General features: G+C 70.3%; 27 protein-coding genes. 14 read left to right on the forward strand and 13 right to left on the reverse strand.

What is annotated here, in order from left to right:
* Positions 1 to 31 precede the first annotated feature (31 nt).
* Entirely contained in the window at positions 32 to 1,240 is a 1,209-nt protein-coding gene (gene cobG, locus ABZ319_RS33265; protein ID WP_354990539.1) for a precorrin-3B synthase, read from the forward strand.
* A gap of 37 nt (positions 1,241 to 1,277) precedes the next feature.
* Here cobG and ABZ319_RS33270 read toward each other — a convergent pair whose 3' ends face one another.
* Positions 1,278 to 1,409, reverse strand: coding sequence for a hypothetical protein (locus tag ABZ319_RS33270; RefSeq protein WP_354990515.1), 132 nt, complete (start codon positions 1,407 to 1,409; stop codon positions 1,278 to 1,280).
* 185 nt (positions 1,410 to 1,594) lie between these two features.
* On the opposite strand from ABZ319_RS33270, the gene ABZ319_RS33275 reads away from it, so the two are divergent.
* The 3 genes from ABZ319_RS33275 (at position 1,595) to ABZ319_RS33285 (ending at position 3,779) form a co-directional block, all read left to right on the forward strand.
* Positions 1,595 to 1,837, forward strand: a complete 243-nt coding sequence (locus ABZ319_RS33275; protein WP_354990516.1) for a hypothetical protein — start codon at positions 1,595 to 1,597, stop codon at positions 1,835 to 1,837.
* A gap of 279 nt (positions 1,838 to 2,116) precedes the next feature.
* Entirely contained in the window at positions 2,117 to 3,010 is an 894-nt protein-coding gene (locus ABZ319_RS33280) for an alpha/beta hydrolase (protein WP_354990517.1), read from the forward strand.
* Between the two features lie 34 nt (positions 3,011 to 3,044).
* Positions 3,045 to 3,779, forward strand: a complete 735-nt coding sequence (locus ABZ319_RS33285; RefSeq protein ID WP_354990518.1) for a MerR family transcriptional regulator — start codon at positions 3,045 to 3,047, stop codon at positions 3,777 to 3,779.
* An 88-nt stretch (positions 3,780 to 3,867) separates the two neighbouring features.
* Here the strand turns inward: ABZ319_RS33285 and ddaH are convergent, their stop codons facing one another.
* On the reverse strand, positions 3,868 to 4,809 hold the full coding sequence (gene ddaH, locus ABZ319_RS33290; RefSeq protein ID WP_354990519.1) for a dimethylargininase: 942 nt from the start codon (positions 4,807 to 4,809) through the stop codon (positions 3,868 to 3,870).
* Positions 4,810 to 4,955: 146 nt separating this feature from the next.
* Here ddaH and ABZ319_RS33295 point away from each other — a divergent pair, with 146 nt between their 5' ends.
* The 4 genes from ABZ319_RS33295 (at position 4,956) to ABZ319_RS33310 (ending at position 8,472) form a co-directional block, all read left to right on the forward strand.
* Positions 4,956 to 5,393: an Lrp/AsnC family transcriptional regulator gene (locus ABZ319_RS33295; protein WP_354990520.1), complete on the forward strand. Its 438-nt coding sequence runs from the start codon at positions 4,956 to 4,958 to the stop codon at positions 5,391 to 5,393.
* Between the two features lie 83 nt (positions 5,394 to 5,476).
* Positions 5,477 to 6,112 (forward strand): precorrin-8X methylmutase, encoded by a 636-nt coding sequence (locus tag ABZ319_RS33300; protein WP_354990521.1) that lies wholly within the window; start codon positions 5,477 to 5,479, stop codon positions 6,110 to 6,112.
* Entirely contained in the window at positions 6,109 to 7,890 is a 1,782-nt protein-coding gene (gene cobJ, locus ABZ319_RS33305; protein WP_354990522.1) for a precorrin-3B C(17)-methyltransferase, read from the forward strand. The genes ABZ319_RS33300 and cobJ overlap by 4 nt, the downstream gene beginning before the upstream one ends.
* A 30-nt stretch (positions 7,891 to 7,920) precedes the next feature.
* Positions 7,921 to 8,472 (forward strand): PadR family transcriptional regulator, encoded by a 552-nt coding sequence (locus tag ABZ319_RS33310; protein ID WP_354990523.1) that lies wholly within the window; start codon positions 7,921 to 7,923, stop codon positions 8,470 to 8,472.
* Between the two features lie 29 nt (positions 8,473 to 8,501).
* On the opposite strand, the gene ABZ319_RS33315 is transcribed toward ABZ319_RS33310, so the two are convergent.
* The 3 genes from ABZ319_RS33315 to ABZ319_RS33325 form a co-directional block, all read right to left on the reverse strand.
* The gene (locus ABZ319_RS33315) at positions 8,502 to 9,230 is read right to left on the reverse strand and encodes a cobalt-precorrin-6A reductase (RefSeq protein ID WP_354990540.1); all 729 of its coding nucleotides are present in this window, start codon (positions 9,228 to 9,230) and stop codon (positions 8,502 to 8,504) included.
* 2 nt (positions 9,231 to 9,232) lie between these two features.
* Positions 9,233 to 9,817: a hypothetical protein gene (locus ABZ319_RS33320; RefSeq protein ID WP_354990524.1), complete on the reverse strand. Its 585-nt coding sequence runs from the start codon at positions 9,815 to 9,817 to the stop codon at positions 9,233 to 9,235.
* A gap of 309 nt (positions 9,818 to 10,126) precedes the next feature.
* Positions 10,127 to 10,984, reverse strand: coding sequence for an alpha/beta fold hydrolase (locus ABZ319_RS33325; protein ID WP_354990525.1), 858 nt, complete (start codon positions 10,982 to 10,984; stop codon positions 10,127 to 10,129).
* Between the two features lie 167 nt (positions 10,985 to 11,151).
* Here ABZ319_RS33325 and ABZ319_RS33330 point away from each other — a divergent pair, with 167 nt between their 5' ends.
* Positions 11,152 to 12,705 carry an acyl-CoA carboxylase subunit beta gene (locus tag ABZ319_RS33330; RefSeq protein WP_354990526.1) on the forward strand — a complete coding sequence of 518 codons (1,554 nt, stop codon included), beginning with the start codon at positions 11,152 to 11,154 and terminating at the stop codon, positions 12,703 to 12,705.
* A 21-nt stretch (positions 12,706 to 12,726) separates the two neighbouring features.
* Here the strand turns inward: ABZ319_RS33330 and ABZ319_RS33335 are convergent, their stop codons facing one another.
* The 4 genes from ABZ319_RS33335 to ABZ319_RS33350 form a co-directional block, all read right to left on the reverse strand.
* Positions 12,727 to 13,272 carry an AAA family ATPase gene (locus ABZ319_RS33335; protein WP_354990527.1) on the reverse strand — a complete coding sequence of 182 codons (546 nt, stop codon included), beginning with the start codon at positions 13,270 to 13,272 and terminating at the stop codon, positions 12,727 to 12,729.
* A gap of 49 nt (positions 13,273 to 13,321) precedes the next feature.
* A complete protein-coding gene (locus tag ABZ319_RS33340; protein WP_354990528.1) occupies positions 13,322 to 14,383 on the reverse strand; it encodes a PHB depolymerase family esterase in 1,062 nt (353 codons plus the stop codon).
* A gap of 101 nt (positions 14,384 to 14,484) precedes the next feature.
* On the reverse strand, positions 14,485 to 15,339 hold the full coding sequence (locus ABZ319_RS33345; RefSeq protein ID WP_354990529.1) for an NAD-dependent protein deacetylase: 855 nt from the start codon (positions 15,337 to 15,339) through the stop codon (positions 14,485 to 14,487).
* Positions 15,340 to 15,369: 30 nt separating this feature from the next.
* Entirely contained in the window at positions 15,370 to 15,954 is a 585-nt protein-coding gene (locus ABZ319_RS33350) for a helix-turn-helix domain-containing protein (protein WP_354990530.1), read from the reverse strand.
* A gap of 134 nt (positions 15,955 to 16,088) precedes the next feature.
* On the opposite strand from ABZ319_RS33350, the gene ABZ319_RS33355 reads away from it, so the two are divergent.
* Positions 16,089 to 16,892, forward strand: coding sequence for an SDR family oxidoreductase (locus tag ABZ319_RS33355; RefSeq protein WP_354990531.1), 804 nt, complete (start codon positions 16,089 to 16,091; stop codon positions 16,890 to 16,892).
* A gap of 119 nt (positions 16,893 to 17,011) precedes the next feature.
* On the opposite strand, the gene ABZ319_RS33360 is transcribed toward ABZ319_RS33355, so the two are convergent.
* Positions 17,012 to 17,989, reverse strand: a complete 978-nt coding sequence (locus ABZ319_RS33360; RefSeq protein ID WP_354990541.1) for a YafY family protein — start codon at positions 17,987 to 17,989, stop codon at positions 17,012 to 17,014.
* Between the two features lie 68 nt (positions 17,990 to 18,057).
* Between ABZ319_RS33360 and ABZ319_RS33365 the strand changes: the two genes are divergently transcribed.
* Together ABZ319_RS33365 and ABZ319_RS33370 are read left to right on the forward strand one after the other, a co-directional pair.
* Positions 18,058 to 18,636 carry a DinB family protein gene (locus ABZ319_RS33365; RefSeq protein WP_354990532.1) on the forward strand — a complete coding sequence of 193 codons (579 nt, stop codon included), beginning with the start codon at positions 18,058 to 18,060 and terminating at the stop codon, positions 18,634 to 18,636.
* Positions 18,633 to 19,094, forward strand: a complete 462-nt coding sequence (locus ABZ319_RS33370; RefSeq protein ID WP_354990533.1) for a VOC family protein — start codon at positions 18,633 to 18,635, stop codon at positions 19,092 to 19,094. The genes ABZ319_RS33365 and ABZ319_RS33370 overlap by 4 nt, the downstream gene beginning before the upstream one ends.
* 55 nt (positions 19,095 to 19,149) lie before the next feature.
* Here ABZ319_RS33370 and ABZ319_RS33375 read toward each other — a convergent pair whose 3' ends face one another.
* Together ABZ319_RS33375 and ABZ319_RS33380 are read right to left on the reverse strand one after the other, a co-directional pair.
* The gene (locus ABZ319_RS33375) at positions 19,150 to 19,659 is read right to left on the reverse strand and encodes a response regulator (RefSeq protein ID WP_354990534.1); all 510 of its coding nucleotides are present in this window, start codon (positions 19,657 to 19,659) and stop codon (positions 19,150 to 19,152) included.
* Between the two features lie 334 nt (positions 19,660 to 19,993).
* Positions 19,994 to 20,257, reverse strand: a complete 264-nt coding sequence (locus tag ABZ319_RS33380; RefSeq protein WP_354990535.1) for a hypothetical protein — start codon at positions 20,255 to 20,257, stop codon at positions 19,994 to 19,996.
* Positions 20,258 to 20,552: 295 nt separating this feature from the next.
* Between ABZ319_RS33380 and ABZ319_RS33385 the strand changes: the two genes are divergently transcribed.
* Positions 20,553 to 20,960, forward strand: a complete 408-nt coding sequence (locus tag ABZ319_RS33385) for a hypothetical protein (protein ID WP_354990536.1) — start codon at positions 20,553 to 20,555, stop codon at positions 20,958 to 20,960.
* 107 nt (positions 20,961 to 21,067) lie between these two features.
* Here the strand turns inward: ABZ319_RS33385 and ABZ319_RS33390 are convergent, their stop codons facing one another.
* Positions 21,068 to 24,871 (reverse strand): AAA family ATPase, encoded by a 3,804-nt coding sequence (locus ABZ319_RS33390; RefSeq protein ID WP_354990537.1) that lies wholly within the window; start codon positions 24,869 to 24,871, stop codon positions 21,068 to 21,070.
* A 302-nt stretch (positions 24,872 to 25,173) separates the two neighbouring features.
* On the opposite strand from ABZ319_RS33390, the gene ABZ319_RS33395 reads away from it, so the two are divergent.
* Positions 25,174 to 26,517 carry a TIGR01777 family oxidoreductase gene (locus ABZ319_RS33395; protein WP_354990538.1) on the forward strand — a complete coding sequence of 448 codons (1,344 nt, stop codon included), beginning with the start codon at positions 25,174 to 25,176 and terminating at the stop codon, positions 26,515 to 26,517.
* The last annotated feature ends 157 nt before the right edge of the window (positions 26,518 to 26,674 follow it).

Genomic DNA, 26,674 nt, shown 5'->3' on the forward strand with positions numbered 1-26,674 from the left:
CGGCCCGCCCGGCCGCTCGCCGTACCCTGGTGTGGTCATGACGCGATCCGAACCCGATTCCTGCCCCGGCGTGCTGCGCCTGCACGAGGCTGCCGACGGACCCCTGGCCCGTATCCGGGTTCCCGGCGGGCGACTGAACCCGGAGCAGTTGCAGACCCTGGCCGAGGCGGCGCGGGACCTGGGCGACGGCCGGATCGAATTGACCTCGCGCGGCAACGTGCAGTTGCGCGGGATGCGCGACGCGGCCGCCCTCGAACAGCGGCTCACCGCCGCCGGACTGCTGCCCAGCGCCACCCACGAGCGGGTACGCAACATCATCGCCTCGCCGCTGTCCGGCCGGGTCGGCGGCATCGCCGACGTGCACGGGCTGGTCCCGCCGCTGGACGCCGGTCTGCGCGGCGCGCCCCGGCTGGCGGATCTGCCCGGGCGGGTGCTGTTCACCCTCGACGACGGACGCGGGGACGTGAGCGGGCTCGGCGGCGACATCGGCGTGCACGGGGTGGATGGGGAGAACTTCGCCCTGCTGCTCGGCGGCGCCGATTCCGGCCTGCGGGTACCCGCGGACGCGGCGGTACAGCTCATGCTCACCGCCGCACACGAATTCCTCGACCTGCGCGAGGGCCGGTGGCGCGTCCACGAGATCGAGGACGGCCCGCGCCGGCTCGCCGATCGCCTGCTACTCGCCCACCCCGGCCTGGACACCACCGCGACCCGCGTGGAAACGACCGCGCCACAGGACATTCCGATCGGCTGGCTGACCCAGGGCGACGACCTGGTCACCCTCGGCGCCGGCGTGCGCCTGGGCTCCCTGGAGGCGCGCGTCGCGGAGTTCGTCGCCGCCATCGAGCGCCCGATCTATCTCACGCCGTGGCGCAGCCTGATCATCACCGACCTCGAGGAGTGGGCCGCCGAACAGGTGGTCCGGGTCCTGGCTCCCCTGGGCCTGATCTTCGACGCCAACTCGCCCTGGCTCCAGGTCAGCGCCTGCGCCGGACAACCCGGCTGCGCCAAGTCCCTGACCGACGTCCGAGCCGACCTGGCCGAAGCCGTGGAGACGGCACGGGTCCTGCCCCCATCCACCCCGGCCTTCCCCCGCGACTCCCTCCTCCCCGAGGAGGTGGTCGCCTCCGGCCGCCAGCACTGGTCCGGCTGCTCCCGCCACTGCGGCCGCCCGCGCGGCCCCGTCACCGACGTCACCGCCACCCCCACCGGCTACCGCATCGACCCGCCCGAATCCTGAGCCCGCCGCCGGATCCGGCGGCCGGGAAACCAGCGGTTCACTCCAGCGGACCGGGCAGCGGACCGAAAAACTCGTCGCCCCCGCGGATCCCGCACATCTGCCAGGTTCCGTGCCGTCGGGTCACGATGGCGATATCCAGATCGCTGACGCCGGTGTCATGCCCGCTCACCAGGACCGTGAGGTGTTGATCACTACCGCGACAGGGCCGAATCACGGGCCCTGGACAGCTGATGAGCTGCGATGCAACCGATTTCATGCGTGTTTCATCGAATACGGAAGCGCCGAAATTGATTTGGCTTGCCACCCCGATCGCGGCAGACTCGGGGGCGCGATCAGAGGGGGGAGCCTCCTCGCGTGTTCAACGACGGAAGGCAGATCATGAAGAAGCTCGTCACCACCGTGCTCGTCGGCGGAGCCGTGGCCACCGCGCTCATCAGTGTCGCGGGACCGGCATCGGCCTCGACCCCGCGGGCACACACCCCGTGCACCCGCAGCGAAGGCATGAAGCCGGCCTGGGACGTGAACACCGGTAAGCCGGTCATCTGCGTCAACACCGGCGCCACCGGCTTCAAGTGGGTGCCCGACGCGACCCGCTGACACAGCCCGGCCGGACAGCGGGCACTCCCCCGATCACCGGCCGTAGCCGCCGAACCGGCCCCCGCCCGCATCCGGGCGGGGGCTTTGTCGTTGTCGTGGAAGGACATTGCGCCCGGACTCTCCCCCGAGCGAATGGCACACCCGAATTGCATGCTTAGATGCGCATATTGTCATGATCGAATTTTCAGAGTCCTCCGAACCGTGCCCGCGGGTGCGGGCTTGACCCTGACGCTGCGTCAGGGTTGCAGGGTTGTCCCCATGGTGAACAGCGGTGAGTGTGTGAGTAGGAACGTTCCGCCGATCGGCGGGTTTCAGCGGATCGAGGGCCGGCGGGTGTTCGCGCACCGGATGGGCGACGGCGGCCCGGCCGTGCTCTTCTTCCCCGGGGCGGGTGCGGTGGGACTGGACTATTTCGGTGTGCAGCAGCGGGTTTCGGAGTTCACCACGGCCGTGGTGTACGACCGCGGCCACACCGGATACAGCGACGCCCTGACCGTGCCCCGCACCGCGCGGGCCATCGCCGTCGAGGCGCGAGAGTTGTTGCGGGCGCTGGATATCGAGGGACCGTACGTGCTCGCCGCGCATTCGCTCGGCGGCCTGTTCGCGCACCGGTTCGCCCAGCTCTACCCGGACGAGGTGGCCGGGCTGGTCTGGCTGGACGCCGTGCACCGCGAGTGGGACGACTTCATGCCCGCGGCGCTGCGGCTCGCGGTGACCGAACGCTCGGCCCCCGATCTCGACCGGCTCGAAGCGATGCGCCCGGCCCTTCGCGAGATGGGCGAACAACTGCTGGCGGACTATCCCGAGGCGGTGCGGACGGCACTGCTCGATGCCAAAGCCGGCGAATCCTGGTTGCGCAGCGGCATTCTCGAACGCGCGAACCTGGTCACCGTGGCGGCCGAACTGCGCGCGGGCCCGGGCGTTCCCGACGTCCCGGTGATAGCGCTCAGCGTGACCGGGATCGATCCCGGCCAGCGCGCCGTGCTGTCCGACCTCGAACTCGGGCAACAGCGCGCGGGCCGCCTGGCCATGGACGCGGCCTTCGCCGGCACGGTCACGCGCGGCGAACAGCGCGTACTCGAGGACACCTTCCATCACCGCCTGTGCTTCGACCGCCCGGACGTGGTTGTGCGCGCCATCCGCGATGTCATCGACCTGGCCGGGCGTCCCTAGACTCGACGGCGACTCGGACGAACTCAGGAGAACGGTGCTCACGATCGGCCAGCTCGCGGCGACCGCCGGCGTGACCGTGCGCACCGTCCGCCACTACCACCACGTGGGCCTGCTGCCCGAACCCGAACGCGACGCCTCCGGGTACCGCCGCTACCGCGCCCAGGCCGCGGTCGACCTCATCCGCATCCGCACCCTCGCCGACGCCGGGGTCCCCCTGGCCCGCATCGACGCGCTGTTGCACGCGCAGCCGAGCGAATTCGCCTCGGCCATGGCCGATATCGACGCCGAACTCGAACAGCGCATCGAACAGCTCAGCGAATACCGCCGCCGCATAGCGCGATTGGACAGCGGGGAGAGCCTGGTGCTGCCGCCGGAGATCGTCGCGATCCTGCGGCGCATGCGCGACCTCGGCATCGGCGAGCTGCGCGTGCGCCTCGAACGCGACGCCTGGATCCTGCTGCGGGCCCTGGACCCGGGGGCCGTGGCCCAGCGCGTCCGGGACAAGAACGCTCTGTTCGACGACCCGGAGACCACCCGCCTCATCCTGGCCGCCGATCGCGCCGTCGACTGGGATCCCGCGGACCCGCGCCTGGACGGGCTCATCGACGAACTCGATGCCTGGACCGCCGCGCACGAGCGGCCCGGCGCCCCCGCCGGCGATCGGCACTTGATCTCGGCCCGCATCTCCGAGGCCTCCCCCGCCTGGCGGCGCGTGGTCGAGGCGCTCAACCATCGCGCCGATCGGCGCCGCGCGGCCCGACCGGGCTGAAAGGCCGGCGCACGGGTGCCGTCGCCGACCGCGACGATCGGCACCCGCGCACCGGCTCGGAGCCCCGACCGGCTCCGCGCCAGGACGTTCAGCCTGCCAGCGGCTCGACGTCCATCAGGTCCTCGTCATCGGGCAGCGGCTCGGCGTTCAGCAGCGGCACGCCCTCCGGCAGCGCCGGTGTGCGCGCCGAATGCTGTTCCATGGTGCAGCATTTGACGCTGCCCCCGGCCTTGAGCAGCTCGGACAGATCGATCCCGACCGGCTCGTAGCCCCGCGCCCGCAACTGCTCCGCCAGCGCGGTCGCCCGGTCACTCAGGAACACGTGCCGCCCGTCGCACACCCCGTTGAGCCCGAGCACCTCGGCATCCTCGGCGGTCGCGATCACCGCGTCCGGGTACATGCCGGCCAGCAGCCGCGCGCTCGCCCCCGTGAACGCGCCCGGGAAGTAGGCGATGGTGTCGCCGAGCACCATGAGCGCGGTATCGAGGTGGTAGTAGCGCGGATCCACCAGATCCAGCGACACCACCGGCAGGTGGAAGAACTCCTGTACCTCGCGGTGCGCGGCCCGGGAGCTGCGGAACCCGGTGCCGGCCAGGATCCGGTCCCCCGCGATGGCGAAATCGCCCTCCCCCTCGTTGATTTCGGCGGCCGCGCCCAGCAGCGCGAAGCCGTGCTCACCGAGCCAGCGGTGATAGGCCGGACCCTCCTGCGCGCGTTCGGGATTGGCGAAGCGGGCCGAGAGCGCCCGATCACCGATCACCAGCCCGCCGTTGGCGGCGAACACCATGTCCGGCAGACCGGGCACCCCCTCGATCACGTCGACCCGGTGCCCGTGCGCCTCGTACGCCACGCGCAGCGCGTCCCACTGCGCCAGCGCCAGCTCCCGGTCCACCGGCGCCGACGTATCCATCCAGGGGTTGATCGCGTAGCTGACCTCGAAATGCTCGGGTCGGCACATCAGATACCGGCGCGCGCTCGGGCGGCGGTCGTCCGCCGGTTCGGGAGCGCGGAGCGTGGCTGCGGAAGTCAACGAGGCTCCTTCGATACAGGTGGGTCGAACGAGGTACGTACGTGATCACGAAGGTATGTGCGGTACCGTTGCGTCAGAAATAGCGATTCGTTGCGCAAATTCGGACATGAGCAACGATTCGTTGCGTCGCCGGCGAAAGGGCAGGCATGGACGAGCTCGATCGGCGCATTCTGGCCCATCTGCTCAAGCACGCCCGGGCGTCCTTCCAGGAGATCGGCGCGCTCGTCGGGCTCTCCGCGCCCGCGGTCAAACGCCGCGTCGACAAGATGGTCGCGGGCGGGCAGATCACCGGATTCAGCGCCCAGGTCAATCCGGCCGCGCTCGGCTGGCGCACCGAGGCGTACGTGGAGGTCTACTACCGCGACAACATCTCCCCCGCCGAACTGCGCCGCAGCCTGGAACCGATTCCCCAGGTCATCGGCGTCTGGACGATCGCCGGGGAAGCCGACGCGCTCGTGCACGTGATGGCCACCGACATGGCCGAGATCGAGGTGACCGTCGAGCGGATCCGCGAGAACGCACGCGTCGGGCGAACCCGCAGCAGCATCGTCATGTCCCGCATTCTCGAGCGCCCGCGCACCTGATCCGGTGCACCCCGAACCGGATTCGAGGTGAGCGCTGCCACCCGGCCCGAGGTCCCGCGCGGGCGAAATCTAGGCTGGACACCATGTCCGACGTGCGCACCAGCTACCTCACCGACGGGGCCGAGATCTATCGGCGCTCGTTCGCCACCATTCGCGCCGAAGCCGACCTGGCCCGGTTCCCCGCGGATGTGTCGCAGGTGGTGGTGCGGATGATCCACGCCTGCGGGCAGGTGGATCTGGCCGCCGACATCGAGTACAGCGCGGGCGTGGTGGCCGCGGCGCGCGCGGCCATGCGGGCCGGGAACGCGATCCTGTGCGACGCCAACATGGTTGCCTCCGGCGTGACGCGCAAGCGCCTGCCCGCCGATAACGACGTGCTGTGCCTGCTGGGCGACCCGCGCGTGCCCGGACTCGCCGCAGCCATGGACAACACCAGATCCGCGGCGGCCCTGGAACTCTGGCGCGACCGCCTCGCGGGCGCGGTGGTCGCCATCGGCAACGCCCCGACCGCGCTGTTCCATCTGCTGGACATGCTCGACGCGGGCGCACCCCGCCCGGCGGCGGTCATCGGCATTCCGGTCGGGTTCATCGGCGCCGCCGAGTCCAAGCAGGCCCTGGCCGAATACGGCGACATCGAATTCCTGACCGTGCGGGGCCGGCGCGGCGGCAGCGCGATCACCGCCGCCGCCCTCAATGCGATTGCGAGCGAACAAGAATGAGCGGCAAGCTCTGGGGCATCGGCCTGGGACCCGGCGATCCGGAACTGGTGACGGTCAAGGCGGCGCGGATCATCGGCGCGGCCGACGTGATCGCCTTCCACAGCGCCCGGCACGGGCGCAGCATCTCGCGCGCCATCGCCGCACCGTACATGCGCGCGGGACAGCTCGAAGAGCACCTGGTCTATCCCGTCACCACCGAGACCACCGAGCACCCCGGCGGTTATCAGGGCGCGATCGACGACTTCTACGAGAGCGCGGCCGCCCGCCTGGCCGAGCATCTCGCGGCCGGGCGTTCGGTGGCCCTGCTCGCGGCCGGTGATCCGCTGTTCTACAGCTCTTTCCAGCACATGCACCGCCGTCTGGCCGACCGCTTCGACAGCGAGATCATCCCCGGCGTCACCTCGGTCAGCGCCGCCTCGGCAGCGCTGGCGACCCCGCTGGTCGAGGGCGAGCAGGTGCTGACCATCCTGCCCGGCACCATGGACACCGACGAGCTGACCCGGCGGCTGCGCGAGACCGACGCCGCCGCCATCATGAAGCTCGGGCGCACCTATCCCGGTGTGCGCCAGGCTCTTGCCGACTCCGGCCGCCTGGACGACGCCTTCTACATCGAGCGGGCCAGCAGCACCCGCCAGCGCGTGCTGCGCGCGGCGGACGTGGACGAGGCGAGCGTGCCGTACTTCGCCATCACCATCGTGCCCGGCCCCGCGCCGCAGACCCGTATCCCCCTGACCGAGACGACCGCGAATCCCGGCGCACCCGCCTCGAACGCAGAATCGGCTGCTACGTCCTCCGCAGCGCGCGCTACCACGCACGCAACCACGCCGAATGACGTTCTCGGCGTGGCGGACTCGCCCGCGTGCTCCGGCCCGGCGGACTCGGCCGTGATCTCCGGCGAGACGGAATCGGGCGCACCGGCCGGGGAGGCCGGCGCGTTCGCCGTCACCGCCGACGCGGCGATCGGCGCCGCGCGCGCGAACGCCTCCGCGGACACGAACTCATCCGCGGCCTCGGCCGGGCCACTGGCCGACGCGCCCGGTCAGGTGGTCGTCGTGGGCCTTGGCCCCGGATCCCAGGAGTGGATCACCCCCGAGGTCGCCCGCGCCCTCGCCGAGGCCACCGACATCGTCGGCTACGCGACCTACGTGAACCGGGTGCCCGAGCGGCCGGGTCAGCAGCGGCACTCCAGCGACAACAAGGTCGAGTCCGAGCGCGCGGCAATGGCATTGGACCTGGCCAAGCGCGGGGCGAAGGTGGTCGTGGTGTCCGGCGGCGATCCCGGGGTGTTCGCGATGGCGGCCGCGGTGATCGAGGAGTCCAGCGATCCACAGTGGCGCGCGGTGCCGGTGCGCGTGCTGCCCGGCGTGACCGCCGCGACCGCCGTGGCGAGCCGGGTCGGCGCGCCCCTGGGCCACGACTTCGCCATGATCTCGCTCTCGGACCGGCTCAAGCCCTGGGAGGTGGTGGCCGGGCGGCTCGCCGCGGTGGCCGCGGCCGACATGGCGTTCGCGGTCTACAACCCGCGCTCCTCACAGCGCACCTGGCAGGTCGGAGCCATGAAGGATCTGCTGCTCGAACATCGCAAACCCGAGACCCCGGTGATCCTGGGCCGCGATGTGGGCGGTCCGGCCGAGTCGGTGCGGGTGGTGACCCTGGCCGAACTGGATCCGGACGAGGTGGATATGCGCACGCTGCTCATCGTGGGCGCGTCGACCACCACGGTCTTCGAGGCGGCGAACGGACCCCGGGTCTTCACGTCCCGGCGTTATGGTGAATAATATTCCATAGTGGAATGTATGGCTGAAGGGATGGCAGTGGTAGACGAGAAAACCCGGCGCCCGCTCAATTCGACGGCCGCGTCCCTACTCGGTTTCCTACACCAGGGCGATATGTCCGGGTGGGATCTGGTCACCCTGGCCCAGGATCGCATCGGCGACTTCTGGACCATCACCCAGAGCCAGGTCTACCGGGAACTGGCGACCATGCACCAGACCGGCCTGGTCGAGAAGGGCGAAACCGGCGCACGCGATCGCACGCCGTACCGCATCACCGAGAACGGCCGCGAGGCCTTCGCCGAATGGATCGCCCGCGATCCGGGCGCGGAGACCATCCGGGTGCCGCTGCTGCTGACGCTGTCCTTCGGCGAATTCGTCGATCGCGACCGCCTCGACCGCATCATCGCCGCCAATCGCACCGTGCACGAGCAGCGCCTGACCGGCTACCTGTCCGGCCACGACGAGCAGCGCATCTCGCCCTTCGAACGCGCGACCCTGGATTTCGGGATCCGCTACGAGCGCGCGGTGCTGGAGTGGTTCGATCGGCTGCCCGAATTACTCGATCCCGCCAGCCGCCTGTCCTGATCCGCCGCGCCCGAGCCGCGGGGAGCGGCTCAGCGCCGGGCGAGCACCCAATCCCACGCCTGGGCAACGGTTTCCACCTGCTCGGCGCCGCCCGGCAGCGGCGGGCGGTCGATCATGACCACCGGCAGGCCCAGCGTCCGGGCGGCCTGGAGTTTGGCCTCGGTCAGCGCTCCCCCGCTGTCCTTGGTCACCAGGACCTCGATCGCGTGCGCGGTGAGCAGCGCGATTTCCTCCTCGACCGCGAACGGCCCGCGCGCGAGCAGCACCTCGTGCCGCGGGGGCACCGCGCCCTCGGGCGAGTCGATGGCCCGAATCAGGAAAAACTGCCCCGATGCCGCGAAGGCCGCCACGCCCTGGCGGCCCACGGTGAGAAAGACCCGATCCCCCAGCCCGGCAACGGTTTCGGCGGCCACGGTCAGATTCGGCACCCGGATCCACCGGTCTCCCGGCTGTTCGTGCCAGCCGGGCCGGCGCACGTGCAGCACCGGCAGACCCAGCTGGGCGGCAGCCTGAGCCGCATTGGCGGTCATACCGCCCGCGAACGGATGGGTGGCATCCACCACGAGGTCGATGGCGTTGCCGGAGATCCACTCCCGCAAGCCCTGCACGCCCCCGAAGCCGCCCATGCGCACCGCACCGACCGGCAGGACGGGTTCGCGCACGCGCCCGGCGAGCGAGGAGACGATCTCGACTCCTCGCTCGCCGGAAGCGATATCGGCGATTTCCCGGGCTTCCCGAGTGCCGCCGAGAATCAGAATTTTCAGGGCTGTCCGCCGAAGTAGGCCAGACCCGCGTCGATCAGCGACGGGCCACCGGCGATCAGCAGGCCGATGAGCGCGCCGAACGGCAGGCCGATGCCGAAGAAGAACGCGCCGATGATGGCGCCGATCAGCGCGCCGAGCGAGGCACGCTGCAACTCGGCGAAGAACCGCTCCTGCGAACCGATGAACCGCACCGAGACGTCCGAGGCCGCCGGTGCGGTCAGCGACAGGCGCTGGCCCTGCTCGTCGATGACCGCGGTGAGCGCGATCTGCTCGGCGCCGGCGGCGCCGACCAGCGGCAGCTGCGCCACGACCTGTCCGGCGTCGTTCTTCAGGGTGACGGCCTTACCGTCCGCGGCCAGCTGGAAAGCGCCGCCGGTGACCTGCGTGACGACGGTGTTGCCGGTCTCGGCCAGCCGCACCGAGTAGTCGACACCGTCCTGGGTGCCCTGCGAGGCCGCGGCCGGGGTCACCTGCGCCGCTGCGGGCGCCTGCGCGCCCGGGGCGGCGTAGCTGGTGCCCGCGGCGATTCCGGTGGCGGCGATGGCGATCATGGCGGTGGTAGCGAATTTCGTGTACTTCAATGGATCTCCCAAGTCGATCTAGCACCGAACCCGATAACAATCGGGTCACGGTCACCGACCATACCTCTGAGCCGCCGATGTTTCAGTATGTATGACTCACCACTGCGAATTACGCGAATTCGGCCGTGGCACAACAACTGCATTCAACGACACGAATCATAGAGGTCGGCGACTTTCGAAGAACGCCCGGCATCGCATGGCCATCGAGCCGGGCATCAACGCTGGAAATGGGATTGATAGTCGACGACTACCGATACACCCGTACCACTTCTGCGCACGGCCACAGCCGGGCCGCCACCGGATCGGCCATCAGCGCGCGGTGCGCTGCAGGAAGTCCAGGGTCACCGACTCGAACGCCTCCTTGGCCTCGATCATCACCCAGTGCCCGCACCTGGGGAACACGTGGACCTCGGCCTCGGGAATCAGGCGCATCGGCACGAGCATCATGTCCGGCGGGCTCTGGCGGTCCTCGATGCCCCAGGTGAGCAGGGTCGGGCACCGCACCTTGTGCATGTTGGCCCAGTAGGGCGCGATCTTCGACATCATCGCGCGCTGGGCCTCGAACGCCTTCGAGCCGTACATGGCCGCGAGCGAGGCGTGCGACGCCGGATCGCTCGCGGCCCGCCAGCGGTCCTCGATCAGTTCCTCGGTCACCAGCGAATGATCGAAGGTCATGCACTTCAGCCAGCGCACCAGCCTGTCGCGACTCGGCTCGTCCGCGAACTCCTGCAGCAGCCGCGAACCCTCACTGGGATTGGTGGTGAAGATGTTCGGGCCGACACCGCCGATGGCGACCAGCCGCGAAACGCGATCGGGAGCGTTGATCGCGAGATTGACCCCCACGACCCCGCCCATCGAATTGCCCACCATGGCGGCCGATTCGATGCCCAAGGCATCCATGAATCGCAGCACCGCGGCGCCGGCCGCGAAGACCGGATGCACCCCCGGCACCGGATCGCTGATACCGAAGCCCGGGAACTCGAGGATGTAGCAGTGGTAGTGCTTGGCGAAGAAGCCAAGATTGCCCCGGAAGTTCTTCCAGCCGCTCACACCGATACCCGATCCGTGCAGCAGGATCAACGGCTCGCCCGCGCCCGCTTCGTGGTAACGCAGTGTCCCGCTGTCGGTTTCGAGTTCCCGCGCGGTGCCTTCGTAGGTGACGTCCATACCAGCAGACTAGAACACGTTCTACCTGCGTGCGACGGGCGATCTCCAGCGCACGCCCCCCGCATTTTGTGAATCATCCCGTTTGTCTGATTTGGTGATCATTCCTCGGGGACAGCGCATAACGTCACCGGGGCAATTAGGCGGAGCGGGAGAAGGTGGCGGTAAGCGTGATCGGCACGCGAGCGAAGCTCGATGAACTGAACAAGATCCTGGGGGTCGCGGCGGAACCGGCGGGGGACGCCGCGGTCGCCAAACGCGAGAAGAAGGGCATTCCGAGTGTTCGCGAACGCGTGAACATGCTGCTCGATCCCGGCACGTTCGTCGAGACGGGCGCCCTCGCCAGGCAGCCGGGACAACCCGACGCGCTCTACGGCGACGGCCTGGTCACCGGGCGCGGGCTGATCGGCGGGCGGCCGGTGGTGGTCATCTCGCACGACCAGACCGTGTACGGCGGATCGGTCGGGGTGACCTCGGCGCAGAAGTTCATGCGCGCTTTGCGATTCGCGTTCGACAATGCCTGCCCGGTGGTGACGATCAATGATTCCGGCGGCGCGCGGATTCAGGACGCGGTCGGGTCGATCGCGTCGTTCGGCGATATCTCGCGGGTACTCGAGAAGCTCTCGGGCTATGTGCCGCAGGTGTCGATCATTCTCGGCAAATGCGCGGCGGGTTCGGTGTACGGGCCGATCAACACCGATGTGCTGATCGGCACCAAGGACTCGTACATGTTCGTCACCGGGCCCGACGTGATCAAGGCCGTCAACGGCGAGGACGTCAGCGCCGAAGACCTCGGCGGCGCGAAGGTGCAGGCCGAACGCGGCACCCTGCACCATGTCGCGGATACCGAGCAGGAGGCCTACGCCTGGGCCCGGAACTACCTGAGCTACATGCCGACCAGCTGCGTGGAGCGCGCGCCGATCGTGAATCCCGGTCTCGAGCCGGAGATCACCGACTCCGATCGCGAACTCGACCGGATCATTCCCGATTCCGATCGCGCCGGCTACGACATGCACGAGATCCTGCTGCGGATCTTCGACGACGGCGAGTTCCACGAGATCCGTGCCACCTTCGCACCGAACCTGATCACCGGGTTCGCGCGGGTCGACGGCAATCCGGTCGGCGTGATCGCGAATCAGCCACTGGTCCTGGGCGGTTCGATCGATGCCGCCTGCTCGGACAAGTCGACCTACTTCATCCGGCTGTGCGACGCGTTCAACATTCCGCTGATCTTCGTGGCCGACACCCCCGGCGTCCTGCCCGGCCTGTCCGAGGAGGCCGCCGGTGTGATCATTCGCGGCGGCCGGGTACCGCGCGCGATCATCGAGGCCACCGTGCCGATCATCAACCTGGTGGTGCGCAAGTCCTACGGCGGCGCGTACGGCATGATGGCGGCCCGCCAGGTCGGCGCGGACTTCAGCTTCGCGTGGCCGACCGCCCGGATCGCGGTCATCGGCGCGGAGAGCGCGGTCGATCTGCTCGGCAAGCGCCAGCTGGCGGCGGTGCCCGAGGAGCATCGGGCCGCGGCCCGCGAGTTCATGGTCAACCAGTACAACGAGACCATCGCCACCCCGTGGATCGCCGCCGAACGCGGCTACATCGACGCGGTGATCGAGCCCTCGCGCACCCGCCTCGAGATCCGCCACGCACTGCGCCTGCTGCGCGACAAGCAGCCGGCGAAGCCGGAGTTCAACCCGCGCAAGCACCCCATCTATCCGATGTGAGGCCCGGCGCCCGAGGGTGATTCAGCGGACCGCACCCTCGGTCCAGACCCGCGCGAGGATGTCGTCGACCGTTTCGTGCGCGGTCTGGTCCGAGGTGTCGAGCCACAAACCCAGGCGCGGGGTCTCGTTCCGCAGTCCGGCATCGAGCAGATCGATGGTCCACCGCCCGTAGGCGTCCTTGCCGCGGGCGGCCTCGCGGCGTTCGATCGCCTCGGGCCGCGGCGCGAGCACGACCACCAGCAGTGGCCGCGCGTGGATGGCGTCGACCATCTCGGTGAGGTGCTCGCCCAGCACCACGTCCTGGGCGACCACGGTGAAACCGGCCCGGAAGTATTCGTCACAGGTCGAGGCGGTCAGCCGGTGCCGCAGGCGTAGCTGGCGCACCGCCTCCGCGGACGGATCCGGCGTCATGTCCGCCCGGCCGTTGATCACCATGCGGCGGAACAGATCTCCGCGCACGTGCACCGAGCGCGGGAGCCGTTCGGCCAGCAGTTGCGCGACGGTGGATTTCCCGGCCGCCTGGATCCCGGTGATGAGGATGATCGACTGCTGTGCCGAGGTCGTCACGGAGCGGGCCCTTCCTCGATGGGGTGTCCGGCCGCGTGGGGCCGTCGGTTCACCCCACGGTATCGGGTGGGCGGCAGGAGAATCCGTCCGCGGTGCGCTCGACGCGGGAGAAGAAGGCCCAGGCCGCCGCTGACGCGCTGGGGCCGCGCGGGTCGGTGAACTCCGCGAGATCCGGCTCGTCCGCACCACCGGACCAGAAGTGGCCCATCCCGTGCACGGTCCACGCCTGCAGCACCGGGCAGGGCGCGCCCGGAGCGTCCCAGGTTCGCACCGTGTAGCGGTGACCGCCGGGGACCACGCCGTCCCGAAAAGCCGTGGGCTCGGGCCGAATCCGGTCCGCACCCCCCTGGGCGGCCAGGATCAGATTCGCCGTCGCGCGCCACTGTTCGACGGCCTGCTCCCCGCACTCGGCGGAGACCGTCGTGTCGGCGTCGCCGCGCATCGCGATCGTCGGCACCACCCGGCGGTGCCCGCCCTGAGCGGAGAACGCCTGCGCCGCCAGCTGTTCGGTGGTGGCGCCCGGCAGCGCGGGACCGACGCAACCCAGGACACCGTGCCCGAACGCCGCTCCCGAGTGCAGTCCCACGGCCGCGAACAGATCCGGGAAGTACGCGCCGAGCAGCGCCGTTTCGAAAGCGCCCGAGGACATTCCGAGCGCATAGATCCGGTGCGGATCCGCACCGTAGCGCTCGGCCGCGGCCCGGGTCATCGCGGCGATCGCGGCGGCGTCGCCGGTCGTGCGCGATTCGAGGGCGGGGGTCAGCAGACCGGACCAGCAGCGGTCCTGGAGCCGGTGCAGCGGGGTGCCGTCCACGTACAGCACGACGAAACCGGCCCGGCGCGCCAGGGGATCCAGGAGATTGGCGCGCTGCTGCTGTTCGGCCGTGGTCCTGCAACCGTGGATCATGACCAGCAGCGCCGGATGCTCGGGCAATCCGGCGGGCACGAAGGCCCGGTAGGTGTAGTCGAGGCCGGGCACGCCGTAGGTGCCGGTGTCCGTGCGGTCCGCCGCGGCCGGATCACCCGCCGCCGCGCCGGCGCCGAGCACCAGCAGGGCGGACACGAGCCAGATCAGCGGCCGATACCTGCGCGCGCGGGCGGAAGATCGCATATCCCCTCGGCTTTCGGCAAGTCGCGACAAGCGGCGGACAGTCCAAGCATGACCCTTCGCCCGTGCGCGGGACGCGAATTCGCGACCCGGGCGGAAAGCAATCAGTGCGCGGGGGTTCGATCCCCGGCGTACGCGTCCGCCAGCGCGGTGAGTGTGGGGGCGCACCCGGCGTCGAACCGCAGGGTCGCCAGCTCGTCGCCCCGGGTCGGCCCCCGATTGACGATCACCACGGGCCGTTGGGTTTTCGCGGCGTGACGCACGAAGCGCAGCCCGGACATGACGGTCAGCGACGAGCCAGCGACCAGCAGCGCATCGGCCCGGTCGAGCATCGTGAACGCTTCCGCCACACGATCTTTGGGCACCGACTCCCCGAAATACACGATGTCCGGCTTCAGCATTCCGCCGCAATCCGCGCAATCGACCACCCGGAAACCGGCGGTGTCGGCGATCACCGCGTCGGCGTCGGGCGCGACCTCGACGCCGGTACGGCTCGGGTCGTCGGCGAAGCCGGGATTGGCCGCCTCCAGCCGATCGGCCAGGGTCAGCCGGGAGATCCGCGCGCCACAGGCCAGACACCGCACCCGCAGATAGGTGCCGTGCAGGTCGATCACCGCGCGCTGGCCGGCCTTGGTGTGCAGCAGGTCGACGTTCTGGGTGAGCAGGCCCGTGACCAGCCCCGCCCGCTCGAGCCGCGCCAGCGCCCGGTGCCCGGCGTTGGGCCGGCTCGCGTCCATGCGCCGCCAGCCCACATGGTTGCGGGCCCAATACCGTTGCCGGAACACCGGATCACCGACGAACTGCTGGTAGGTCATGGGATTGCTGGGCGGTGCGCCCGGGCTGCGATAATCCGGGATCCCACTGTCGGTGGAGATGCCCGCCCCGGTCAGCACGACGACGCGCCGACCCGCGAACAGGTCGAGCAGCGGGGCGATATCCGGAGCCGCGGCATCGGGCATGCACGCGAGTCTACGAGCCGCGCGGGCGCACTACCGCCGTGGTCCCACGCCCGCGAGGAAGGTGTCGATCAACCGGCTCGCCAGCGCGTCCGGGTCCGTGGTGCCGTCCATCGTCGTGTCCCCGTGCACGGTCTCGGTGATCAGCGCGATGTACACCCGGCGCACCCAGAGCAGGTCGGCGGCGGCGTCGATGAAGCCCTCGGCCTGCGCGCGGGCAAGGGCCGCATCGCAGTGGGCGAAGACCTCGGCCCGGATGGCGGCGATCGCCGGGTCGGACTCGACGACGCGATCGAGCGCGTAGCTCGCGCCGTACTTGATCTGGATGACGTTGGCGGTGGCCTGGTGCAGCGCGACCATCGGCGGCGCGGACAGTGGGCGAGCGGCCTCGACCGCCGCGGCCATCCGCTTCCAGGCGTTGAGCGCCATGGTGTGCACGAGATCGTCGCGGTTGGCGAAGCGCCGGTGCACGGTGGTCCGCGCGACCCCGGCGGCTTCCGCGATCTGTTCCAGGGTCGCGTTGGGGTTCTCGCTCAGCAGCCGCTCGGCCGCGTCCAGGATCGCGCGCACGGTCCGTTCGGCATCGGCGCGCAATGGTCGGGCGGGCGGCTGCGGCATGAGCTCCTCTTCGCTGAGATTCTGTCCGAGACACTACACGAGGTGATCCTTTCAGCTTTGATATGCGTCATCAGTGTTGCATGTTCTGAAATATTCGCTACTCTCGTGTCACACAACGTTGAAGGAGAACCACCATGGCCCACTCGGGAAAAACCGCCCTCGTCACCGGCGCCTCGTTCGGCATCGGCGCCGCGTACGCGGCCGCGCTCGCCGCCCGCGGCGATGATCTCGTGCTGGTCGCGCGTTCGGTGGCACGGCTGGAATCCCTTGCCGCCGAACTGCGTACCCGCCACGGCGTCCGCGTCGAGGTCATCGGCCAGGACCTCGCGCACCCGGACGCCGCGACCCTGGTCACCGACGAACTCACCCGCCGGGGCCTCACCATCGACACCCTGATCAACAACGCCGGCTTCGGCAGCGCGGGCCGCTTCGAGGAACTGCCCGCCGAGAGCGAACACGACCAGCTGATGGTCAACGTCGTGGCCCTGGCCGGACTCACCCGCCTGCTGATCCCCGGCATGCTGGATCGCGGCGCCGGGGAGGTCGTGAACGTCGCCTCGACCGCGGGCTTCCAGCCCTCGCCCTACTTCGCCACCTACGCCTCGGGCAAGGCGTTCGTGCTGAACTTCAGCCTCGCGCTGTGGAGCGAGTACAGCGATCGCGGCGTGAAGGTTCTCGCGGTCTGCCCCGGACCGACCGAAACCCAGTTCTTCGACGTGGTCGGCACCCGCAAGGCCGCGATCGGGGCGCCCATGGGCAACGTCGACCAGGTGGTCCGGGCGACCCTGCGCGCCCTCGATCGCAATCAGGGCTACGTGGTTCCGGGCATCGGGAACTTCGCCTCCGCGCACCTGCTCCCCCGCCGCCCGCGCACCCTGGTCACCCGCATCGCCAAGTTCGCCACCCGCCAGGTGGCCGACACCTCCGCGCGGGTCTGACTCGGAACCGGGAAAACCGTTACGGGCGTGCGGCTCTCCGGGCTGCGGCGACAGCGGCGATGAGCGCCCGAGAGCAGTATCCGCAGCGCCCCCGACGGGCCATCGCGGATTCTTCGCCGCTAGGAGCCCTGGTCCGCGACCACACCCGAGGCATGCAGAATTCCGGCCAAAACCCTTGCACGTACAGCCAATTCGGGCGGCTCCAGCACCTCGAACGCGTGACCCAGCACCAGCACGTGCATGAGCACGGCATCGAGATCGGCTGCGCCGCTGCGCAGTTCACACGAAGACTCGCCGCGCGGTTCGACCACCGCCGACGCGGGCGGAACCTGGGCCCGGACCGTCCCGGCGGGCGCGTGCACCAGAAAGCGCGCCTGCCGCGGATACACCCGCGCCGCGACGCCCTCCTGCACGAAGGCCGCCGCGTCCGGACCCGGCCGGGCACGGAAATGCCACGTGCGCAGGGCGACTTCGCGCATCCGGTCGACACGGAAGGTGCGCCAGTCGTCACGGTCGAGATCGAACGCGAGCAGATACCAGCGCCGATCCGAGGCCACCAGCCGGTAGGGCTCGACCCGGCGGCGGGTCACCTCGTCCCCGGCCGGGTAGTCGAATCCGGCTTCGAGCAAATCGTGGCAGGCGCGGGCCAGGGTCATGAGCGCGTCCGGATCCACCGGGGACCGGGCGCGGTCGAACGATTCGATCGCCTCGGTCAGCACTCGCATCTCGTGCCGCAGCCGCGCGGGCAGGACCCGATCGAGTTTGGTGAGCGCCCGCAGCGCCGCGTCCCCCGTCCCGGTCAGTCCGCCGCCCGCCCCTACCAGCAGCGCGACGGCCGTGGCGATGGCCTCCTCGTCATCGAGCAGCAGCGGCGGCAGATCCTGCCCGGACCCCAGCTGATAGCCCCCGCCGACCCCCTGGCTGGCGTGCACCGGGTACCCGAGCGCGCGCAGCCGTTCCATATCGCGGCGGACCGTACGGACGGTGACCGCGAGCCGGTCGGCGAGTTCGGGCCCGGTCCACACCTGCCGCTGCTGCAGCAGCCCGAGCAGTGTCAGCACCCGCTCGGTCGTTCCCCGCTCGTCACGGCCCGTCATCTCCACCTCGCCGAGTGTCCGCGCGATTGCGGACCGATCCTGTCCGCTATCGGTGCCAGAGTAGCCGCATGGACACAGACGAACCGGACTGGAACGCCATTCTGTGCGACCAGTGGGAGTTCCACTGGAACCACCAGGTACGACAACGGCTCGAGGGCCTGACCGACGACGAGTACTTTTGGTCGCCGGTGCCGGACGCCTGGAGCGTGTACCCGCGCGGAACCTCCACCGCCCCCATCCAGGCGGGCAGCGGCGACTTCACCATCGACTTCGCTTTCCCGCCACCGGATCCCGCACCCTTCACCACGATCGCCTGGCGACTGGGCCACGTCATCGTCGGCGTGCTCGCGGCCCGCAACGCCTCGCACTTCGGCGCACCCGCGGCCTCGTACGACGGGTGGGAGTACGCGAGCACGGCGAAACAGGCCCTGGATCAGCTCGAAACTCAGCTCGGCACATGGATTTCCGGCGTCCGCGGACTCGGACAGGACGGGCTGCTCGCACCGGCCGGACCCGCCGAGCCGTACCCGGATCTCCCGATGGCCGCCCTGGTCCTGCACATTCACCGAGAACTCATCCACCATCTGTCCGAGGTCGCCCTGCTGCGCGATCTCTACCTGCACACCACGAAGGAAGTCACCCGATGAGCCGCCACCTGCAGATCACCTTCGACGCCCACGATCCCAAGGCCCTGTCGACCTTCTGGCGCGAGGTGCTGGGTTACGTCCATCCCGGTCCGCCCGGGGTCGAACTGCCCGCGGGCGCGGATCCGCTGGCCGCGTGGGACGAGTTCCTGGCCGGAATCGGGGTCCCGCCGGAGCAGCGCAACACCCGCTCGGCCATCGAGGATCCCGACGGCAACGGCCCGCGCGTGTTCTTCCAGCAGGTGCCCGAGGACAAGATCGCCAAGAACCGCGTTCATCTCGACGTGCGCGCGGCCCCGGGGCTACAGGGCGCCGAGCGCATGGCGGCCCTGGAAGCCGAATGCGATCGCCTGGTCGGGCTGGGCGCGAAACGCCTCACCCGCTTCGAGCCCGAGCCGCCGATGAGCTTCGGGCACATCGTCATGGCGGATCCGGAGGGCAACGAGTTCTGCCTCGACTGAGCTGCCGCCCGGCTCGCCGGCCGCGGTGAGCCGGGCCAGGCGCGGGTACGCCGGATCAGTCGGCCAGGCGCACGGACTCGCGGACCGCCGCGGCGACCGCCGGCGACTCGTCCTGGCGATCGTCGATCACCAGATCCGGGTGCAGGCGCGCGTGGATGCGCGTGAGCAGCTCGCTCGTGCGGAAGGGTTTGGGCAGGTAGTCCACGGCGCCCGCGGCGAGCACGCTCTCGATGACATCGGGATCACGCTCGGCGGACACGACCATGATCGGGGCGTCGCCGCTCACCAGCAGCCGCCGGCACACCTCGACGCCGTGCAGATCCGGCAGTCGCAGATCCAGCAGCACCAGATCCGGATGCCAGCGCTCGGACAGCGCGAGCGCCTGGCTCGCGTTCGCGGCGTGCATCGAGTCGTAACCGGCCGCCGACAACACCAGCAGCGCCATCTCGGCGGTAGCCAGGTGCCCCTCGACGACCAGCACCCGGGCCAGCGCCGGGTCGGATTCTCGATGGGGATGGATGAGCGGGCGCGGCACTCGCCGGGCGGATAGCTGATGAGTGTTCATAGTGTTGCCCTTCAGTCACGGGAGCCCTGCAACTCGAACTCGACCGCACCCGGCTGACTCCCCCAACCCGCGGAGTTTTGTCCCGAATGCCAGATCTCGAACCCTAGGCGTTCCAGTTACCGTCCAGCAATGAAAGCGGATATCAGATCTCCGGATAGCCCGGATCGTCGTCTTCCCGTGACCCATCCGCCCGCGCCCCTCCACTTTCGTGACCACACCGAGTCCCCGACGTCCCCCGCAGTTCACTTTCGGGACACCTTCCGGGTGCGGCGTTGCCCGCCGAACACGACGAGCCGGGCAACCCCCGAATGATCGCCCGGATCCGTCGCGCGACTCAGCGGTCGAACTCGGTATTTGCCTCGCGGACCGCGTCGTGGGCGGCGGCCTCGGCGGCGTGGCGGTCATCGCGCATGCGGGCGCGGGGGCGGTCCGTGCCCTGCTGGTCTTCGCGATCGGCGGGTTCGTAGTCGCCGCCGGAATCGTCGCGGGCGAGGTTCATATCCCGCATCTGGTCGTGACGTTCGGCGCGGTGGGCGGCGGCGCTTTCGGCGTCGGCCTTGCGGCGGGCGTCCTGGGAGAGATTCTGCTGACGCTTCATTCGAGGTCCTCCGGAGTGTGAGGTGTCCGTCCCGATAAGAAACAACCCGACCAGTATGCGCCGCTAGAAGCAGGGCCCGCTTCCACTTGCCGAACCACTCGCCGAGCCGATGACCATCTTGATCAACGCGTCGAACAGGCCACCGGAAATGAATTCAGCCATGACAGAGCTCCTATCCGAATAGGCAGATGAGCAGTGATCGCCAGACGTTCGCGGAACTCACGCTACTTCGAGCTCGATGACTCCGAACATTGACGGGAAAACCGGGGAAATTGGCGTCCCGTACCGCAGGAGTATGCGCTACTTCCTGGAGTTTTTGACTGATTCGACGACTGATGGCCAATCTCAACCGGACCGTGACAACCACCGAAACAATCCCGTTCCGCAAGGTTTGCCCGAATGCCGAGAAGCGAAACCATCCCCCGCCGCATGCCTTCCCACCGCGCCCACCGTCCGGTCCGGACCGCGGTTTGTCCGGACCGGAAAGCACTTTTCCGCGGCACGACCGGGCGATCTCCCGCAAACCCCCAAAAACGGACTGGACGTCTGGTGCAAATCTGGTGTGGCACCGGCAAGACCGGAGCAACTCCCCAACACAGTTCGACCCGAGAAGGACACGCTCATGCTTTCTGGATTCACTCAGCTGTTCAACAACCTCTACCTGTTCGGCGGCGACCTTCTCAGCTTCCATTTCGGCTTCTGATACTCCGCCTCACCTGAAACCCGCATGGCCGCCTTCCTCCCCGGCCATGCGGGTTTTCGCATTCCCGGAATGCGGTCGGCCCCGAAATGCGCCCCGCGCGAACGCGATCAGCGCGAACAGGCGTCGGACAATTCCGGACGCCACCGCCGCCAATCCCCGTCCAGTTCGGATCCGTAGCTCGCGGCGCACACCCGCTCGGCCGCCGCGTCCGCGTCGACGTTCAGCCAACTCAGCACCGCGTTGCCGCCGCCCGCGCCCAGCATGCCGGTCGGGCTGAACTGCACGCGCCAGCGCACGGTCCCGCGCGGCACGATCGAGGCCCCGATCGACTCCGGCGCGGACGGGTCGGCGATGGACCACAGCCGCACTGTCTGATCGTCCGAACCGGTCGCCAGCAACCGCGCGGCGGGATCGAAACTCACCGATCGGATCGCGCTCGAATAGTCGCCCAGGGCCGCGAGCTCCTCGGCCCGATCACCGTCCAGGCGCGCCACCCGCACGACCTGATCGTCGCCGCCGGCGGCCAGCAGCGTGCCGTCGGCACTGATCGCGAGCGCGTTCAGACTCCGGTGGTAATCGGCCAGCACCGTCGACGTGCGTTGCGCCGCGGCCAGATTCCAGCTGTGGATGCGTCCCTCCCCCGACACCGCGTACAGCCGCTGTCCGTCCGGCGCGAACGCGATCGCGTTCACCCACCCGCCCGGCCCGGTCAGCGCGCTGTCCCCGGCCACGGGCCGATCGCGATCGCTCAGGTCCCAGACCTGCACGCTGGCATCGGCCAGCGCGGTGGCCAGGTGTTTCGAATCCGGGGCGAAGGCGATCTCGTGCGCGTAGCGCGCCTGCGGCAGGTCCAGGGTGGGCAGCGGCCGGGGTGCGGCGCGATCGGTGAGGTCGAACAGCAGCACCGCGCCGGTGTCGACCAGGGTCACCGCCAGCGTGCGGCCGTCCGGCGCGAGCGCGAGGTTCTCGACTCGGGCCTCGGCGGGCAGGGGCGCGGCGCCGATCGGGCGCGGGGTCGCGCCGGTGGCGTCCCAGAGCAGGACCGTCCCGTCCCACGAGCCGGTCGCCATCAGGGCACCGGACGCGTCGAACGCGGGAGCCTGGACCTGCGCGGTGTGCCCGGCGAGTTCGGCGGGTGAGAGCGTCCACACCTGCAATTCGCCGGACTGCCCGCCGGTGAGCACCCGGCTGTCGTCCAGGAACAGCGCCGCGGCCAGCGCACCGCGGCTGCCGCCCATGGGTTTTCCGACCGGCACCGGCCGGCGCGGGTCGATCACGCTCCACAGGTCCGCGGTCCCGTCCCGCCCGGCGGTGACCAGGGTGCGGCCGTCCGGGGCGAAGGTCAGCGACCACACCGCCGCGGTGCGCGCGGGTACCGGTGGTCCCAGCGGAACCACGTTCGCGCGGTCGCGCATGGACCAGAGCTGGAAGGTCTGGTCGTCGCTGCCGGTGGCCAGAACCGTCCCGTCGGGGCTGAAGGTGACGGCGTGGATCGTCAGGCGCTGCCCGGTCAGCGGCGCACCGAGCGGTCGCGCGGCGGCGGGATCGGAGACGTCCCAGACCCGCGCGGTCCGATCGTCACTCCCGCTGACCAGCGTGTTCCCGTCCGGTGCGAAGGCCAGGGTGCGGATCGCGGCCTGATGCCCGGTAAGCGTCACGGTCGCCCCGGAGCTCAGATCGTGCAGGCGCACGGTGCGATCGTCCCCGGCCGTGGCGATCCACCGGCCGTCCGCGCGCACGGCCACCGCGTACACCGCGCCGCGATGCCCGAGGTCGATGGTCTCGGCGCGCACGGGATGTTCGGGATCGGAGACGTCCCAGCGGTGCACCCGCCCCGAGGCCGTGCTCGCGAACAGCGTCCGCCCGTCGGGGGCGAAGGCCACCGACGCGACCCAGCCGTCGGCGGGCAGCGCCGCGCCCAGCGCGATCAGCCCCCGCTCGGTGTCCCGGCGCCACAGTCGCACCGCGTTGTCGTAGCCGCCCGAGGCCACGATGCCGTTACGTGATTGCGCCACACCGTAGATCGCGCCCTCGTGCCCGGGCACGGTGGCGGCCAGCGGCGCGGCCTGCGAGGCCAGTAGCAGCCCGCGGGCCTGCGGATCGCCGGGCCGCACGACGTTGGCGACCAGCGCGAGTTGCGCCGATTCGGTCGGGTCGGCGGCTTGATTGTGCTGGGCGGCCGCGACCAGTGCGGCGAACTGCGCGTCCGTGCGCTCGCGATCGGCGAGCCGGCTCTGGCGCATGGACACCACGGCCAGCACCGAGGTCACGATCGCGCCGACGACCAGGAACAGCGCCAGCGCCCGTTTGGCCAGCACCCCGCGGCGGCGCACCTGCTCGGCCGCGTCCAGGAACTCGATTCCCGAGGGCGACAGCACATTCGGCATGCGCGAGCGCAGATCGCTCGCCACCGCGAGCCGGGTGCCCTGGTACAGCAGCGACCGGTCGCGGCCGGTGCTCGCCCATTCCTCGACGTCGGTGTGCAGCCGATGCCGCACGATCGCGTCCTCGCGATCCTCGTCCACCCATTCGGCCAGGCGCGGCCAGGCGCTGAGTACCGCGTCGTGCGCGAGCGAGGTGCCGGACGCGTCCTGGGTGAGGATGCGGGCCGCGACGAGCGTGTTCAGGACGGTGCGCGCGGAGTCCTGGTCGGGGCAGCGCCGAATCAGGCTCTCGCGCTCCACATGCCGGCCCACCGCGGTCCCGTCGGCGGCCGGGGTCACCAGTTGCAGCAGCAGGATGCGGGTGGTCTCGCGTTCGCGGGGATCGAATCGCTCCCACTGCTGTTCCGCGCTGGCCGCGATCGCGCCGCGCACGCCGCCCGCGCGCTCGTACGCCGCCACGCTCATCACGCCGTCCTCGCGGAACTCCCAGGTGCTGCGCAGCGCGTGCGCGAGCAGGGGGAAGGTGCCCGCGCGCACCGCCTGCCCGCCGCCGCGCACCCCGAGGTCGGCCAGGATCAGTTCCACGAGTCCGTCGCCCAGGCGCAGTCCCACGCGCCGGGCGGGTTCGACGATGGCGGCGGTCAATTCGGCCACGGTCGGCGGGCCGAGCAGGATCTGATTGCGCTCGAGCAGCGCCGCCAGGGCCGGGAAGCGGGCGGCCTGGGTGTAGAAGTCGGCGCGCAGGGCGGCGACGACGCCCGCGCACTGCCCGGGCAGTGCCGGCCCGGGCGGCACGAGCGATTCCAGGACCTCGAGGTAGCGGCCCGCGGCGTCGTCGTCGAAGGGCGGCAGGAACAGCTCTTCGAGCTGATCGACCACCAGCACATAGGGTTTCGAGTCCGACGCGCGTTCGGCGGCCCAGTCCGCGAGGGACCCGGCGGCGACCGCGCCCGGCGTCACCGGCAGCACGTCGAAGTCCGCGCGCACCCGGGCCGCGAATCCGGCCTGCAGCAGCGAGGACTTGCCGACCCCGGAGTCACCGACCAGGATCAGCGGTCCCCCGTCGCCGAGGTTCTCGGTGAATCGCGCGCGCAACGTCTCGATCTGCCCGTCACGCCCGGCGAAGTACTCCGCGTCGGTGATCGTCAGCGCGGCCAGACCCGGATACGGGCACACCGTCGACACCGCGCCGACCGGCGGACCGGTGCGCTCGCGTTGCGCGCGGGACCAGAGTTTGTGCCACCCGGTCATCGAATACAGTTCCGGCAGTGCGGGATCGGGCCTGCGCGCCTGCGCGGCGGGCACCAGGACGCTCAGCACCGAGGACAGCCCGTCGAATTTGGCGGGGACGCTGCGCCCGAGCCGCCAGTCCGAGATCCGCTGCGCGCTGATCTCCCGTCCCTGCGGATTGCGCACCCGCAGTTCCCGGGTGGCGCGCATGCTGATGACGCGCAACGGCGGGGCCCCGGCAGCGGAATACAGCGCGTCGAGCCGATGCGCCAACTCACCCCGGGCACTGGTCGTCACTGCTCGCACCCTTCGAATTGATACCGATCGGTTTGTGCGCCGATCTCCGATGCTACCGACGGGCCGGAAAGCCGCCGCCATCAGATCACCGCTGGCCACGGCCCCGCGCGACCGGCGCGGCGCGTGCCGGTTCCGCGCCGCGACGAACGGCGCCGGAAGCTGGACCGGGCGTGAAACACTCGGGCCGATCGGGTCGTGCCGGGCACGATCAGCTCGCGCGTCCGCACCCGATCCCCCGGCAGTTTGCGGCACGAACGATGCACATTCGTTGCAATCGGTGGATTCGCGCCTACAGTCGAGTGATGGGCATTCAACGTTCCAGCGTGGTCGACGCGCCGGTGGCCGAAGTGTTCGACTGGTTCTCGCGGCCCGGGGCCTTCACCCGGCTGGTGCCGCCGTGGCAACCGATGACCTTGATCTCGGAGGCGGAGTCCCTCGCCGACGGCCGGGCCGTCCTGGGACTACCCGGGGGGCTGCGGTGGGTCGCACAGCACGATCGCGCCGCCTACGATCCGCCGCACCGGTTCGCGGACGCCGTCGCGGTGGCGGGAGCGGCGTCGGTTCCGGCGGGAATCGCGGTGCGCTGGCGGCACATTCACGAGTTCGAGGCCGTGGACGCGACGCACACGCGGGTGATCGACCGGGTCGAGACGCCCATCCCGGGTGCCGCGCTCGAGTCCACCTTCGACTACCGCCACCGGCAGCTGGCCGGGGATCTGGCCGCACACCAGCGGGCGGCGCGGCAGGGCTTCACGGGCGCGACGATCGCCATCACGGGCGCGTCGGGGCTGGTCGGTTCCGCGCTGGCGGCGTTCCTGAGCACCGGCGGGCACACCGTGATCCGTTTGGTGCGCCACGCACCGGAGCACACGGGCGAACGGCAATGGGACACCGCCGATCCCGCGCCCGGACTGCTGGACGGGGTCGACGCCGTCGTGCATCTGGCCGGCGCGTCGATCGCCGGGCGCTTCACCGACCAGCACCGGAAAGCCATCCGGGACAGCAGGATCGAGCCCACCCGGCGCTTGGCCGAGCTCGCCGGTCGCGCGGGCGTGGAGACCTTCGTGAGCGCGTCCGCCATCGGCTACTACGGCTACGACCGCGGCGACGACGTGCTCACCGAGGGCTCCACCCGCGGCGACGGCTTCCTGGCCGACGTGGTCGCGGACTGGGAGGACGCCACCGAACCCGCCGCCGAGGCCGGCGCCCGCGTGGTGCGGGTCCGGACCGGCATCGTGCAATCCCCGCGCGGCGGCACCCTGCGCCTGCTGCGCCCGCTGTTCGCGTTCGGATTGGGCGGGCGGATCGGCGACGGCCGCCAGTGGCTGCCGTGGATCGGCATCGATGATCTCGTCGACGTGTATCACCGTGCGCTCTGGGATGATTCGCTGTCCGGCCCGGTCAACGCGGTGAGCCCGAACCCGGTCCGCAACAGCGAGTACACCGCCACGCTGGCGAACGTGCTGCACCGGCCCGCGTTCCTGCCTGTCCCGACGTTCGGCCCGGCGCTGCTCCTGGGCGAACAGGGCGCACGGGAACTCGCGGCGGCCAGCCAGCGGGTGATTCCGGAACGACTACTGAAGGCCGAGCACTCTTTCCGCACAACGGATTTGGATCCCGCTCTGCGCCACCTGCTCGGCAAATAGGCACGACTCGCCAGGGCGCCCACCACGACATCCGCTGGACACGGTGCGAGGCTGTTCGGCGGTCTCCTGCCGGCATCCACCGGATACACGGTGGGCGTCCCTCCGGGCCACCTGGGAGCACTCGGATTCCACGCTCGCATCCGCGCACTCGCGGATG

It is taken from the genome of Nocardia sp. NPDC005978 (assembly GCF_040614455.1).
Lineage (GTDB): Bacteria > Actinomycetota > Actinomycetes > Mycobacteriales > Mycobacteriaceae > Nocardia.